This is a genomic window from Sandarakinorhabdus sp. (assembly GCF_051860625.1).
Lineage (GTDB): Bacteria > Pseudomonadota > Alphaproteobacteria > Sphingomonadales > Sphingomonadaceae > Sandarakinorhabdus.
Window position 1 is genome coordinate 59709 of record NZ_JBHYDQ010000013.1, and the last position, 13951, is coordinate 73659.

11 protein-coding genes are annotated in these 13951 nt (G+C 63.7%); 8 read left to right on the plus strand and 3 right to left on the minus strand.

Annotated elements, in window-relative coordinates; translation table 11 throughout:
- Positions 1-39: 39 nt before the first annotated feature.
- Both ACTIEZ_RS12555 and ACTIEZ_RS12560 read right to left on the minus strand, forming a co-directional pair.
- Positions 40-3024 (minus strand): TonB-dependent receptor plug domain-containing protein, encoded by a 2985-nt coding sequence (locus ACTIEZ_RS12555; RefSeq protein WP_439547020.1) that lies wholly within the window; start codon positions 3022-3024, stop codon positions 40-42.
- Positions 3025-3194: 170 nt separating this feature from the next.
- The gene (locus ACTIEZ_RS12560) at positions 3195-4568 is read right to left on the minus strand and encodes a glutamate--cysteine ligase (RefSeq protein WP_439547021.1); all 1374 of its coding nucleotides are present in this window, start codon (positions 4566-4568) and stop codon (positions 3195-3197) included.
- A 166-nt stretch (positions 4569-4734) separates the two neighbouring features.
- On the opposite strand from ACTIEZ_RS12560, the gene ACTIEZ_RS12565 reads away from it, so the two are divergent.
- The 6 genes from ACTIEZ_RS12565 to ACTIEZ_RS12590 all read left to right on the plus strand — a co-directional run bounded on the left by ACTIEZ_RS12565 (position 4735) and on the right by ACTIEZ_RS12590 (position 10569).
- Positions 4735-4926, plus strand: a complete 192-nt coding sequence (locus ACTIEZ_RS12565) for a hypothetical protein (RefSeq protein ID WP_439547022.1) — start codon at positions 4735-4737, stop codon at positions 4924-4926.
- Between the two features lie 81 nt (positions 4927-5007).
- Positions 5008-6753, plus strand: coding sequence for an N-acyl-D-amino-acid deacylase family protein (locus ACTIEZ_RS12570; protein ID WP_439547023.1), 1746 nt, complete (start codon positions 5008-5010; stop codon positions 6751-6753).
- A 55-nt stretch (positions 6754-6808) separates the two neighbouring features.
- Positions 6809-7039, plus strand: coding sequence for a type II toxin-antitoxin system VapB family antitoxin (gene vapB / locus ACTIEZ_RS12575; RefSeq protein WP_439547024.1), 231 nt, complete (start codon positions 6809-6811; stop codon positions 7037-7039).
- 2 nt (positions 7040-7041) lie between these two features.
- The gene (locus tag ACTIEZ_RS12580; RefSeq protein ID WP_439547025.1) at positions 7042-7443 is read left to right on the plus strand and encodes a type II toxin-antitoxin system VapC family toxin; all 402 of its coding nucleotides are present in this window, start codon (positions 7042-7044) and stop codon (positions 7441-7443) included.
- An 18-nt stretch (positions 7444-7461) separates the two neighbouring features.
- Positions 7462-9771 (plus strand): penicillin acylase family protein, encoded by a 2310-nt coding sequence (locus tag ACTIEZ_RS12585; protein ID WP_439547026.1) that lies wholly within the window; start codon positions 7462-7464, stop codon positions 9769-9771.
- A 60-nt stretch (positions 9772-9831) separates the two neighbouring features.
- A complete protein-coding gene (locus ACTIEZ_RS12590; RefSeq protein ID WP_439547027.1) occupies positions 9832-10569 on the plus strand; it encodes a hypothetical protein in 738 nt (245 codons plus the stop codon).
- On the opposite strand, the gene ACTIEZ_RS12595 is transcribed toward ACTIEZ_RS12590, so the two are convergent.
- Positions 10566-11816, minus strand: coding sequence for a kynureninase (locus ACTIEZ_RS12595; protein WP_439547028.1), 1251 nt, complete (start codon positions 11814-11816; stop codon positions 10566-10568). The genes ACTIEZ_RS12590 and ACTIEZ_RS12595 overlap by 4 nt on opposite strands.
- Before the next feature lie 70 nt (positions 11817-11886).
- On the opposite strand from ACTIEZ_RS12595, the gene ACTIEZ_RS12600 reads away from it, so the two are divergent.
- Together ACTIEZ_RS12600 and ACTIEZ_RS12605 are read left to right on the plus strand one after the other, a co-directional pair.
- Positions 11887-12576 (plus strand): cell cycle transcriptional regulator TrcR, encoded by a 690-nt coding sequence (locus ACTIEZ_RS12600; RefSeq protein WP_439547029.1) that lies wholly within the window; start codon positions 11887-11889, stop codon positions 12574-12576.
- Between the two features lie 61 nt (positions 12577-12637).
- Positions 12638-13750: an alkaline phosphatase D family protein gene (locus ACTIEZ_RS12605; RefSeq protein ID WP_439547030.1), complete on the plus strand. Its 1113-nt coding sequence runs from the start codon at positions 12638-12640 to the stop codon at positions 13748-13750.
- Positions 13751-13951: the final 201 nt, after the last annotated feature.

The window sequence follows — 13951 nt, forward strand, 5'->3', positions numbered from 1 at the left end:
GCAGGCGGGCGGAGGCAAGCTCCCGCCCGCCGCTCTGGCTTACATGATCACCCGGATGCCGAAGCGGAACACGCGGCCAAGCCCGTTGCCGATGAACGGATCATAGGACAGTTCCAGCCGCGAGGCCGGCGGCGCCTGATCGGTGAAGTTGTCGATCGAGAATTGCAACTGCGTGGTCAACCCACCAATCGGGATATCGTACAGGAAGTTGATGTCGTGCTGGGTGAAGCTTTGCACCACGGCGCCGAAATTGGTCGGGCCGAAATTGGTGCTGGCGCAATTGGCCAGGCCCACGCAGCGATCATCGTCCACACCGCCAACATAGCGGACCTGATAGCGGGCATTGAAGCCGTCGATGGCGTAGTTGATCCAGCCCGACCCGCGCAGTGGTGACACGGTCAGCGGATCACGGAAATAATTGGTGAAGCCCTTGGCCTGATAGCCGGCCTGCACCAGGACGCCGCGGAACACGAAATCATCGAACGTATAATCCAGCACGATACTGGCCTGCGCCCCGACATTCAATTTGCCGCGGCCGAGATCGGTATTGTAATCAAGCGACAGATCGATGCCGCTGGTCTTCAGGCCGGGACCGTTGACCCAATCGGTGCGCACGCGGCTGATGTCGAGGCCGGTGGTGACGCCCTGCACGCAGCCACCCTGGAAGGTGACCAGATTGGCGAACACGCTGCTGCAATTGGCAAAGCGCGTATTGTTGGGCGCCAGCGCCCCGCTGGCCACCGACGTGGCGATGGCCTGGCCCGGCGTGGTGGTTACCCGGTCCTTGACGTCAAAGCCCCAGTAATCGGCCGAAAAGGTGATGCCCGAGGTCTTGATCACTGCGCCGACATTGTAGGTGAACGCGGTTTCTGGCCCAAGGTCGTTGGGGTTGCCGAAAATATCCACCGATTTGAAGTTGTTGGCGGCGGCCTGGAGGCCGGCCAGCGTGGTGACCTGGTTGGGGACCACCTGGTTGGCTAGCGGCCCACGGAAGGTGGTGCCTAACGATCCGCGCAGCACCAGCCAATCGGTGGGGTTCCAGCGCACCGAGCCCTTGGGATTGAACGTGGAACCGACCGAGCCGCCGTAATCTTCGAAGCGGGCGGCACCGGTGACTTCCAGCGTGTCGGTGACGGGGATCTTCACTTCGGCGAACAGCGCCTTGACGCTTTGAGTCACCTGCTCCGGTCGGCTGCCACCAAGGAAGATGAAGCTGCCGACGCCTTCGATCGGCGTGCCGACGCAACTGCGATCGCCTTCGCGGAAGCAGGGATTGATGGACAGATCCGATTCCGGCCGCAGGGGCCGGGTGGACCATTCGTTGCGACGATATTGGGCCCCGAAGGCATAGGCAATCGGGCCGCCGCCCAGATCAATGGCGGTTTCACCCGAGAAGATCGCATCGGCAACAAATTGTTCTTCAACCTGGCGGGTGCCGTTGTTCACCTGGATGAAGTTGATCAGCTCGGCCGAATTTTCCGCACCGGGAACATAATTGGGGTTGGTCAGATTCTGGATCGACACCGGCTGATTGGCGTTCAGGAACGGATTGAACCATTGGCACCCATTTTGCCCTGGCGTGTTGGCGGCCACGTTGCAGTTTGGCCCGCCAAGGCCGTTGAGGGCATTCTGCAGCCGCGACCCGACCATGTCACGCGCGAAGGCGTCACGTTCGGAGCGCCACCATGTGCCATAGAATTGCGCACGGAAATTGTCGGTAAATTCCTGCTCCAGCCCGCCGGACAGGCGATAGCTCTTGTTTTCGGCACTGCCGAGGCCAGCGCCGCGCACCGGTTCCGACAGATTGCCGAGCCAGCCGAACGGGCGCCACAGAACGGCGTTGATCCCTGTCAACGGGCGCTCAGCCGTGCTTGGCAGCAAGCCGTTCTGGGCCAAGAAGGCCGGTACGCCCGGGTTGTTGGGGCTGACGGTGAAGGCGTTGGCGGAACCCGAACCACGCGGGCCCTGGGTGGGCGGGAACGACGGTGACTGGCCGACAGTGGTGTCGGTTTGGGCATAGGTGAATTCAAAATGCAGCTTGGTGCGGTCCGACACGTCGATATCCATCTGGGCATAGCCCTGATAGCGATCTTCCTCTTCGATGATGTTGTTCCAAGGCAGGAAGCTGAACCGGCAGATCGGAAGCCCCGTATTATTCGGTCCGGTCGTATCGTTGATACCGCCAACGGCGGAACAGCCGGCCGTGCCGCCATCGCGGACAAGGCCGGTGGGCGCACCGTTATAAAACGGCAGGAACGTGCCCGGCGTCGAAAGTACGGACCAGGCCGACGGGTTGACCTGGTAAGGTGTGCGGCTGAAATCACGTGAGAAGCTGGGCAGGGTCGAACGATGCTGCCAACCACCGCCGACCATCAGATTGACCTTGCCGAACGTCTGACCGACGAGGGCCGACATGGTCCAGTTGCCACGCGAGCCTCTGATCGCCGAAAAATCGCCCTGAATGATGGCGCCGTTGAAATCGCGGCGGGTGACAAAGTTGGCGACGCCGGCAATGGCATCCGAACCATAGGTCGCGGCGGCGCCATCCTTCAGGATTTCGATCGAGGAAAGTGCGAAGATCGGAATCAGATTGGTATCGGCAAAGCCGTCACCCGGCGCCAGCACGGTGCGGCGGCCATTGAACAGCACCAGCGTGCGCGTGGGGCCAAGCGCGCGCAGGTTGATGGAACCATTCCCCTGGAACCCCTGCGACGAGGTGGAAAACTGGTTGGTATCCCCCAGCGAGGCACCGACACCCGGCAACTGCTTGATGAAGTCCAGGGGCGACGTGATGCCCTGCTTGTTGAGATCGTCGGCGGTGAACACGTCAATCGGCACGGCGGCATCTTCACGGGTACCGCGGATGAAGCTGCCGGTGACGACGATTTCGGCATCGGCCGGATCGTCTGCGGCGTTATTCTGAGCCACAGTCTGGGCGGCCTGCGCGTGGGCGGTGGCGCCGTAAAAGGTTCCTGCAATCAAGGCAACAAGCGCACAACCCGAGCGCAAACGCAGTGTGGACATCGATGGCCTCCCCAAATGGGTCACCGTCTCACCTGTTCCCAACGCGGGCTGGCAGAGATCATGGCCGGAAGTTCGATGCTCAATCGCATTTCTGAGCCGGTCAAGAGACAAAATGTCACGAAATTGCGCCGAACCGCCCCCAACCTTACGATTATGTTAGAGGTGTGCTTTCAATACGCCTCGGTCTCATAGACCCGGGCAAGATTGCCGCCCCAGTTGCCATGAAACTGCGCCAGCAGGCGATCGGCATTGGTCAGGCCACTGGCCACGATCTCGCGCAGCGGGCCCAGGAATCCCTGCTCGCTGTCGCCGGCGTCGTTCAGCCGGGCGCGCGCCGCCAGCCCGGCATCGGCGATCTTCAGCACTTCGCGGCCCAGATCCTGCAGCGTGCCGCCATTCGGGCTGGCAGCGCCCAAGGCCAGCGCCGGCACTTCGCGGCGCAGGCGATCATGGTCGGCCGGCGACCAGTGCTTCACCAGATCCCAGGCGGCATCGAGCGCGGTCTGATCATAAAGCAGGCCGACCCACAGCGCCGGCAGCGCACAGATGCGATCCCAGCGCCCGCCATCGGCGCCGCGCATTTCCAGATACCCCTTCATGCGCACTTCGGGAAAGGCCGTGGTAAGATGATCCTTCCAGTCGGCCAGCCGCGGCTTTTCGCCGGGCAGGACCGCCAGCGAGCCTGCCAGGAAATCACGGAAGCTGTGCCCGGCGGCATCGATGTAGCGGCCGTCGCGATAGACAAAATACATCGGCACATCGAGCGCGTAATCGCAATAACGCTGATAGCTGAAACCGTCTTCAAACACGAAGGGCAACACGCCGGTGCGGGCCGGATCGGTGTCGGTCCAGATATGGCTGCGGAAGGATTTGAAGCCGTTGGGCCGGCCTTCGGTGAACGGGGAATTGGCAAACAGCGCGGTGGCCAGCGGCTGCAAGGCCAGGGACACGCGGAACTTCGTCACCATGTCGGCTTCGCTGCTGTAATCCAGATTGGTCTGGATGGTGCAGGTGCGCAGCATCATGTCGAGACCGAGATTACCGACCCGCGGCATGTGGCGCAGCATGATGTCGTAGCGGCCCTTGGGCATAACCGGCAGATCGGCGCGCGCCTTGTCCGGCCAGAAGCCGAGACCCAGAAAGCCGAGGCCCAGTTCGTCGCCGATTTCGCGGCACTGGCGCAGGTGGCGGTTGGATTCGGCGCAGGTGGCGTGCAGATGTTCGAGTGGCGCGCCCGAAAGTTCGAACTGGCCGGCCGGTTCCAGGCTGATGTTGCCGTCGGCACCCTTCAGCGCAATCACATGATCGCCTTCGAAAATCGGCTCCCAGCCAAAGCGGGTCATGCCCATCAGCAGATCGCGGATGCCGCCGGGTTCGGCGTAGGAGGGCGCCTGATGGTCGGTATGGCGGAACACGAATTTCTCATGCTCGGTACCAATGCGCCAGGCATGCTTCGGTTTGGCGCCGCCTTCGAAGACGGACATCAGTTGATCGAACCGTTCGATCATCGCGTCATCGCCAACGGTAGTGACCTGGTTGCTCATGATCTGCGCTCTAGCCGGGCACGGGGGGCGACGCAATTGAGCCGGGCTTGGAAATTTTGCGATATCCGGACCATCCATGAACTCGGGCCTGCACCGCTATCCGTAGAACGCCGGATGGGTCAATAAACCCCTTGCAGTCGGGCGCTGTTCACCCACATTGCCGGCGATGAAGTTTCTGTTGTCACTTTCGTTGATTGCGCTTGCGGCGTGCGGCGTTGAACAGAGCCGGCCAGCGCCGGTGGCCAATCCTGATGATTGGGGTCTGTTGGAGCCCGACGCGGCACGGCCGATGCAGGCCGAAAATGCGCCGCCTGCCGACACCCCGCCAACCGCCGCTGCGGAACGCCGCCGGGCCTGAGCAATGGCCTGACAAAGCCGCAAGGTTGCAGCCCGGCCCATATCTGTCATGCTCCCCCTTTCCCGTGGGAGGGTTTTTGACATGCATGATCTGGTCATTCGCGGCGGCACCATCGTTGATGGCAGCGGCCAACCGCAATTCGTGGGCGATATCGCCGTCGATCGTGGGCGCATCACGGCGGTGGGCCGCATCGCCGCGCAAGGGCGTGAAGAGATCGACGCCGCCGGCCTGATGGTGACGCCGGGCTTCGTCGATATCCACACGCATTATGACGGCCAGGCGACCTGGGATGCCGAAATGGCGCCTTCGTCGTGGCATGGCGTGACCACGGTGGTGATGGGCAATTGCGGGGTGGGCTTTGCGCCGGCCGCGCCGGATCGCCACGAATGGCTGATCGGCCTGATGGAAGGCGTGGAGGATATTCCCGGCACGGCGCTGGCCGAAGGGTTGACCTGGGATTGGGAAACATTCCCGCAGTATCTTGATGCGCTGGAGAAGAAATCGCGCACCATCGATGTGGCGACGCATGTGCCGCACGGCGCCGTGCGCGCTTATGTGATGGGCGAGCGCGGCGCGCGCAACGAGAAGCCGACCGAAGACGATATCGCGAAAATGGCGGCGATCGTGGCGGACGGCGTGAAGGCCGGCGCGCTGGGTTTCTCCACGTCGCGCACGATCCTGCACAAGAGCATCGATGGCGAGCTGGTGCCGGGAACCACGGCCGAAAAGGACGAGTTGATCGCCATCGGCCGTGCCATGGGCGAGGTGGGCCACGGTGTGTTCGAAATGGCCAGCGACCTAAAACGCGAGTGGGATGAATTCGGCTGGATGGCCGAAATGAGCCGCGAAACCGGGCTGCCCGTCACCTTTGCCATGCTGCAAAGCATCGCCAAGGAACTGCCTTGGGATGAACAGATGGCCGAAACCGCGCGGGCCAATGCCGACGGCGCCAATATCGTCGCGCAGATCGCCATCCGCGGCAATGGCGTGCTGATGGCGTGGCGCGGCACCGTCCACCCGTTCAAGTTCCGCCCGAGTTGGCAGGCGATCGAAGCGCTGCCTTGGGAGGCGCAATGGGCACAGCTGAGCGACCCGGCCTTCAAGGCGAAGTTGCTGGCCGAAGAGAATGTCTGGCCGGAATCCGATGTGCTGCCGTTGATCATGGCCGTCGCGCTGGGCTGGCAGTTGCAATATGAAATGGGCGACGGGTTCAACTACGAACCGACAAGAGAAGAAACCATCTGGGCGCGGGCGCAGGCGGCAGGACAAGATCCGGCCGATTATGCCTATGACCTGCTGTGCCGTGATGGCGGCAAGGGTTTCATCTATTTCCCGATTTTGAACTATGCCGATGGCAATCTCGATTTCGTCGCCGGCCTGTTGCAGCGCGATGATGTGGTGATTTCGCTGTCGGATGGCGGCGCGCATTGTGGCACCATTTGCGACGCGGCCAGCCCGACCTATCTGCTGCAGCATTGGGTGCGCGACCGGACGCGCGGCACTGTTTCAATCGAGAACGCCATCCGCCGCCAGTGCCACGACACTGCACGGCTTTATGGCCTGCACGATCGCGGTTTGATCGCGCCGGGTTATCTGGCGGATCTCAACATCATCGACATGGCGGCGTTGAAATTGGGCAAGCCGTGGATGGCGTTCGATCTGCCGGCCGGTGGCAAGCGCCTGCTGCAGAAGGCCGACGGCTATGTGGCGACGATCAAGCGCGGGCAGGTGACGTTCCGCAATGGCGCGATGACCGGCGCCCTGCCCGGCGAACTGGTGCGCGGGCCGCAGGCGGCGCCGGAGGTCGCGGCGCTGGCGGCGGAGTGAGTGGACGGCTGGGCAGCATTGGGATATACACGTGGGATATCCCACGGAGATTACGATGTCGAAGAGCGTTGCCACCAAGTTGTTCCAGTCCAACCGCAGCCAGGCCGTGCGGCTGCCGCGCGACGTCGCCTTTCCCGATCATGTGAAGGAAGTGGTGATCCGGATTGAAGGCAACCGCCGGATCATCGAGCCGGCGCAATCGGGCTGGGCAGCGTTTTTTGCAAAGCCTGGCTTTGACATGCCGGAGATTGAACCGCGCATCGATGTGGAGCGTGAGAGCTTCTGACGGTGCTGCGTTACCTGCTGGACACCAATTTGTGCGTGAGGGTTCTGAGGGACCGCCCTACCGAGATCCGCAAGCGCTTTGAGGCCGAAGCAGGAAATCTGTGTATCAACATCATTGTCTTGCACGAACTTTTGTTCGGTGCCGCCAAGTCAGCTCGCCCACAATTGGGCCGTCAGATTGTCGACGAATTCGCGAGCAATCTGGTGATTCTGCCTTTCGATCTTGAGGCCGCCGTCCATGCCGCTGACATTCGCGCCGAATTGGCAGCCACTGGCCAGAGCATAGGCGATATGGATGCCTTGATCGCCGGACAAGCGCGCAGCCGAGGCCTGATCGTGATCACTGGCAATTTGCGCGAGTTTCAGCGCGTGTCCGGCCTGCGATCCGAAGATTGGCATGCATGATTGCTCGGGGGAACTGACATGACACGAACCATTTTCGCTGCCTTGCTGCTGACCAGCGCCGCCAATGCGCAAGAGGCACCGCCGGCCGTCCATACCGAAACGCGCGCCCTGCCCGGCCTGTCGGCGCCCGGCGAGATCGTGGTGGATCGGGCCGGCATCCCGCACATCTATGCCGCGAACGCCCGCGATGGGTTTTTCCTGCAGGGTTATGCGGTGGCCCGCGACCGGCTGTGGCAGATTGATCTGTGGCGCAAGCGTGGGCTTGGCCGGCTGGCGGCCAGCTTCGGGCCGGCGTTCGTGGCCCAGGATCGCGCGTCGCGATTGTTGCTGTATCGCGGTGACATGGCGGCGGAATGGGCGGCCTATGCGCCGGCCGCCAAGACCTGGACGCAGGCCTTTGCCGATGGAATCAATGCCTTTGTCGGCGATGTGGAGGCTGGCCGCCAGCCGCTGCCGATCGAGTTCACCGCCACCGACAGCCGCCCCGAACGCTGGCAGGCCGATGATATCGTGCGCATCCGGTCGAACGCGCTGGCCAGCAACATCCCGTCCGAAGTGCTGCGCGCCCGCGCGCTGTGCGGCGGCGATGTGAAATACGAACCGCTGCGCCGGCAATTGTCGCCGATGCGCCCCGTCACCATCCCCAAGGGCCTCGATCCGTGCAGCATCCCCGACAATGTGCTGGACGTTTACATGGCCGGCACCAGCGATGTGCGGTTCGATGGCAAGAAACTGGTGGTCGCCAGCCGGGTCGATCCGGACACGCTGGAAGGATCGAACAATTGGGTGATTGCCCCCGGCCGCAGCGCCACCGGCCGGCCGATCCTGGCCAATGATCCGCACCGCGCCCATGCCGTGCCCAATCTGCGATATTTGTCCCACATCGACACACCGGAACTGAAGATCGCCGGCTCCGGCGAGCCGGCACTGCCCGGCGTCAGCTTTGGCCACAACGAGGATGTCGCCTGGGCGCTGACCATCTTTGCCATCGATCAGCAGGACCTGGTGGTAAACCCCAAGGGCACCAAACTGACCGAAGTGCGCGAGACCATCGCGGTGAAAGGCGCCGCGCCACAGGAGGTGGTGCTGAAGTTCAGCGCCGATAGCCCGATCATTCATGAGGATGCCGCATCCGGCCGCAGCTTTGCCGTGCGCGCGACGTGGAGCAAGCCGGGGGCTTCGGCCTATTTCAATGCAAGCTGGGCGTTTACCGCCAAAAACTGGGACGAATTTCTGATCGCGCGCAACCATTGGGGGGCGCCGCCGCTCAACCTGCTGTTCGCCAGCCGCGCCGGCGATATCGGCTGGGCACCGGGCGGCTTTGTACCGGTGCGCGCCGGCGGCGATGGCTTGTTGCCGGTGCCGGCCGGCAAGGCGCATGACTGGACGGGGCTGCTCGATGCCAAGCTGATGCCGGTGGTGTACAACCCGGCAAAAGGCTGGTTCGCCACCGCCAATGAGTTCAACGTGCCGGAAGGCTATCCCCACCTGCTCGCCTTGGAATGGGGCGATCGCAGCCGCATCACCCGCATCAACGAAGTAATCAGCGGCAAAGCCAAATTCAGCCTGACCGATGCAATGGCGCTGCAGAATGATGCGACATCGGCGATGGCGCAGCGCGCGGTGAAGCTGCTGGCCGGGCTGCAGGGCGATACGGCCGCCAATCGTGCGGCGCTGGCCCTGCTGCAAGGCTGGGATGGCCATGAAGGGCCTGATTCGGCCGCCGCCGCTCTGTACGAAATCTGGGCGGCGCGGACCCTGCCGGTCAGCGCCGTTAAGTCGATCGTGCCGCAGGACAAACGCCTGAACTTCGGCCGCACCAGTATCGGCAATATTCTGCCCGTGCTGGAAGACGGCGTTTTGCTGGGGAACAATCCGGCGCTGGCGCGTCGGAACATCCTGCTCAGTTCGCTAAGCATCGCGTGGGAAGAAGCGGTGCGCCTGATGGGCCCCGATCCGGCGAAGTGGCGCTGGGGCGCGCTGCATGTCGCGGATTTCCAGCCGGCGCTGACCATCGCCGGCCGCGAAGCCGAACGCCGGGTGGGGCCGCTGCCCATCGGCGGCAGTGGTTCCACACCCATGGCGATGGGGTCAGGCCCCGATTTCCACCTGGTATCGGGCGCATCGGTGCGGGTGGTGCTCGATGTCGGCGCCTGGGACAACAGCGTCGCCATCAACACGCCCGGCCAGAGCGGCGATCCGGCCAGCCCGCATTATCGCGACCTGTTCCCACGCTGGGCCGCCGGCCAATATGTGCCGTTCGTCTGGAGCCGCGAACGGGTGCTCCAAGAGGCAGAGCGCATCATCCGCATCACGCCAGCGTCTTGATGCCACAGCCCGTCGCGCGTCGGTTGTGACGGGTGCAAGTGGCTGTTAGCCGCTACCGCCATGAAACAACGTCTCATGGTGGTGGCCCTGGTTGCCCTGCAATCCAGCGCCACGCTGGCTGCCCCCGGTACAGTGCGCGGAAATCCCGAACAGGGCGGGGCTGGCTATCCGGTAATTCCTGAACCGATGCTGTTTGACATGGTACGGCCGCTCGGCGCGCGCCGCGGTGAACTGGAAGCCAATGTGCTGCTGACCAAGGGCTTGAATGGCAGCCCCCTGGAATGGGCACCTGAGGTGGAACTGGCCGTCGCCGATGGGTTCGCGGTCGAACTGGAGCTGCCGATGACCGGCGTGCGCGTCGACAGTTTCAAGATGGGCCTGCAGGGCACGTTCGGCACCGGCTTTGGCGGCAATTTCGTGCACGGCGTGCAATATCTGGGCACGATCGACCGCAAGAGCGGCATCTGGGGTTCAAGCCTGCTGTATCTGGCCGGTGTGCGGTACGACACGCATTGGTCCAGCATCACCATGATCGGCGCCAAGGCCAAGGACACGCGGCAGCCGGGCCAATCGGTGCTGTTGGTGAACCACAGCCTGTTCCGCGACGTCGGCAAGACCACCACGGCCGGGCTGGAATTCAACCACGAGGGCGGCCGTGACGGCGGCTGGGTGCTGTTGCCACAAGTGCATCAGCGCCTTGGCCGGCGATTCGTGGCCCAGATGGGCGCCGGCATGGAAAAACCGCGCGGCGAGCGCAAGGTGGCGCTGGCCTCCCTGCGGGTGATACGCGAGTTCTAACTGACGACGCCCTTTGGTGCGAAGCGATCATCCTGCCATTCGCCGCTGGCCAGCACAGCCTGCAGCGCCGCGAGCGCCAGGCCGATATCGGCAAAGCGGGTGGTGAGCGCCGGGAAGCCGAAGCGCATGGCATCGGGCGGGCGACAATCGCCAATGACTCCGCGGGCAATCAGGGCATTCATCACGCGGCGGGCCTGGGGATGGCGGATGATGCAATGCGCGCCATGGCGGCCGGTTGGGAGCGGATCGACGGTGACGCCCGCGATCGCTGCCGCGCCGGCGGCGAACAACTGCACCAACGCGCGGCTCTTGGCTTCGGCCGCAGCCATGTCGATGCCGGCGAATGTGTCGATCCCGGCCTCCAGCGCGCGCATGGCAAGGATGGGCGGGGTGCCGGTGAGCAGACGGCGCGCGGCCGGCGCCGGTTCGTGATCGGCGGCAAAATCGAACGGCGCAGCATGGCCCATCCAGCCAGTGAGCGCTGGTTCACACGTCGCCCAGTGCCGGCGCGCGACATAGGCGAAGGCTGGCGCGCCGGGGCCGCCGTTCAGATATTTGTAGCCGCAGCCCGTGGCGAAATCCGCGCCATCGGCATCAAGCTGCACGGCAATTGCCCCGGCCGAATGCGACAAATCCCAAAGCGTGAGCGCACCGACAGCCTGCGCTGCCGCACTCATCCCCGCCATGTCGTGCACCTGGCCGGACAGATAATGCGCGTGGGTGAGCAGCAGTAGCGCGACATCATCGTTCAGCGCATCCGGCAGATCGGCCCGCGGCACCCGGCGCAGCGTCACCCCGGCCAGCCGCGCCAGCCCCTGCATCACATAGGCATCGGTGGGAAAATCTTCCGCCTCCATCAGGATCGTGCGCCGATCAGGGCGCAACGCCAGGGCGGCGCTGGCCAGCTTGAACAGGTTGATGCTGACGCTGTCACAGGCCACCACAGCGTCAGGTTCGGCGCCGATGATCGGCGCGATGGCGGCGCCCAGCGTTACTGGCAGATCGATCCAGCCGGCATCGTTCCAACTGCGGATCAGGCCCTGACCCCATTCATCTGCTACTGCCTGCGCCAGCAGCGCCGGGGCAGTGGCTGGCAGCGGCCCAAGCGAATTGCCGTCAAGATAAACCAGGCCATCGGGCAACAAGAAGCGCGCCCGCGCAAAACCAAGCGGATCAGCGGCATCAAGCGCGGCGAGATGATGGGGATCGGGCAACATCGCGCCCTTGCGCCACAGCCGGCGCTCCATTACAAGATGTGACGTCCAGCCGCTCCGCAAGGGGCGGCTGTTTGCATTTTTTCCAACAGGAGCTCAGCCCATGGCCGCGCCCAGCGTTCCCTTGATGCCCCACGCCACTGCCGCCTGGCTGGTGGACAACAGCGCCCTCACCTTCTCGCAGATCGCCGAATATTGCGGGCTGCATATCCTGGAAGTGCAGGCCATCGCCGATGATACGGCCGCCACCAAGTTGAAGGGCCGCGATCCGCTGCGCGCCGGCGAACTGACCCGCGAGGAACTGACCAAGGGTGAAGCCGATCCCGATCATGTGCTGAAGATGGCGCGGCTGCCCGAACAGGCGCGGCGCACCAGCGGGCCGCGCTACACGCCGGTGTCGAAGCGTCAGGACAAGCCGGATGGCATCTTGTGGATCATCAAGAATCACCCGGAAATCAGCGACGCGCAGATTTCCAAGCTGATCGGCACCACCAAGAACACGATTGGCGACATCCGCACCAAGACGCACTGGAATTACGCCAATCTGCAGCCGCGTGATCCGGTGACGCTGGGCCTGACCAGCCAGCGCGAGATGGACGCGCTGGTCGCTGCCGCCGCCAAGAAGGCCGGCATCGACATGAGCGTCGATCCGGAAAAGGCCGCTGCCGATCGCGCCGCACTGATCAACCAGCTCCAGGCCGAGCGTTACGCCGCTGCCAATGCGCCGGAAACGCCGGTGTCGAACACCCCCGGCACGGCGCTGGAACAGGGCGAGGCGCTGTTCCGCCGGTAAGATTGTCATCATCCTGCAACAGCTTTGCGTTCAGACACGCAAGCTGGTTGCTGGGGATGGCATGATGATGAATTTCGATCGACGCGCGCTGCTGGGTGGCCTGGCGGGCAGCGCGCTGTTGCCGGGAATGGCAAAGGCGGGCACGTTCCCCACGCTGGCGGGCGTGCTCGCTGTGCCGGTGGCGCCCACGCTTGATCCCGAACTTCGGCTGACGCGCATTGGCGTCGGCTCCTGCTTCAATCAGAATCGCGACGGCGCCCTGCTGGAAACCGCGCTGCGCACCAAGCCCGAACTGTTCCTGTTCATGGGCGACAATGTCTATGGCGATACGCGCAGCCCCGATCTGAACGAACTGATCGGCGCCTATGCCGCCGCGCTGGCCCGGCCGGATTATCGCCGGTTTCGCAGTGCGATGCCGATGGCCGCGGTGTGGGACGATCATGATTTCGGGCTGAACGATGCCGGCGTGACCTATGCCTGGAAAGATGCGACGCGGCCGTTGTTCTTCGATTTCTGGAACGTGCCGGCCGATGCCGCGCGCCGCCAGACGGGCGGGATCTACGACGCCTTCGTCACCGGGCCGAAGGGCGCGCGGGTGCAGGTGATCCTGCTCGATACCCGCAGCTTCCGCAGCGATTGGACGAAAAGCCCGCAGCGTGGGGTCCCGGGCATGGAGGCCTATGTCGAAAATCCCGATCCGCAATTGACCGTGCTGGGTGACACCCAATGGCAGTGGCTGGAGGCGCAACTGGCGCAGCCAGCCGATGTCCGGATCATTGTCACGTCCTATCAGTTGCTGGCCGATGGCCATGGCTATGAATGCTGGCGGCTGTTCCCGCATGAACGGGCACGCTTTCACGCGGTGGTGAAGCGCACGCGCGCCAATGGCATACTGCTGGTGTCCGGCGATCGCCACCGCGCAGGCATCTATCGCGAGACCATCGGCACCGCTTACCCGATGGTCGAAATGACCGCGTCAGCGTTCAACATGGGCAGCAATGGCCCGCATCGCGAGGAAGCCGGGCCGAACCGGCTGGGGCCGAGCTTTTCGGCCAACAATGTCGGCCTGGTCACGCTGGACTGGGAGCGCGGCATGATCGGCCTGCGCATCATGGATGCCAGCGACACGGTGGTTTTGTCCCACGATGTCGCGATGGCAGCGCTGAAGGCCTGAGATTGCCTGCGGCAGGGTTCAAACAGACCCGCTCAGGCTGAGCGGCGTTCTTGAGTTGCAGCAATGCGGGGAAGCAATGCGGTGACAGGGGCTGTCCTACACAGCCAGACCCTGTCATCATCCCGCTGTTTTGTCGATGCCCGGCAGAGCCGCCAAAAAAGTCCGAATCCTGCCGGATTCGTCAAGTGTGTCTAAACTCAA